The organism is Thiolapillus sp. (genome assembly GCF_048562965.1).
In the GTDB taxonomy this organism is placed as follows: domain Bacteria; phylum Pseudomonadota; class Gammaproteobacteria; order Chromatiales; family Chromatiaceae; genus Thiolapillus; species Thiolapillus brandeum_A.
The window spans coordinates 1-568 of sequence record NZ_JBHNMF010001542.1 but is presented as its reverse complement, the minus strand read 5'-3'; the positions used below and the strand labels follow the sequence as shown (position 1 = coordinate 568).

The 568-nt window shown below is 49.5% G+C and carries 1 protein-coding gene; it reads right to left on the bottom strand.

What is annotated here, in order from left to right; all coding sequences use genetic code 11:
* On the bottom strand, nt 1-568 hold a 568-nt coding region (locus ACOCD2_RS25405), incomplete at both ends, for a restriction endonuclease subunit S (protein ID WP_293690197.1).

Sequence of the window (568 nt, the reverse complement as noted above, 5' to 3'; positions counted from 1 at the left end):
GGTTCTTGAGGGCGTCGAGCTTGTGCGACTCCAGCCCGATCACCTCATCAAGGGAGGAGAGGCAGTGGGCGATTTTTTGTTGTTCGATGTGCTTGGGAATAGAGATCTGAAACGCTTTCAGAGTGGACGTCGAGATTTCTTTGAAGCCTGCGCCTGCACCGAGGTCATTCAGTCGCTGCTTGGCTACGATCAGGCTGAAATAGAAAAATTCATGGTAGGTGTTCTTTTTTGGAACAATTCCTTTACACCCTTGGTTTGTAGCCATCTCAATCTTATTAATGGTCACATAGCCAATAGGTGCTCTGCTTGAGATTATGACGGAATTTACAGGCAACAATTCGGTAGACGAGTTTTCGAACCCCTCACGTGAAATTGTGCGGTGCGTAGTTTCGGCATAATGATGCGCGGCATCCTCCCCCATCTCAGCAGGTGTAATCCATGGAATATCTCCATTCCAATATTTGGGAATGGAGGTTTTGGGCGTGCCACCCTGTGCGATCTTGGATGCCAGTTGATCAATGGTTTGAACCTCCCACGCCCCCGCCTCCCGAAACTCAGGAAAGCGCAG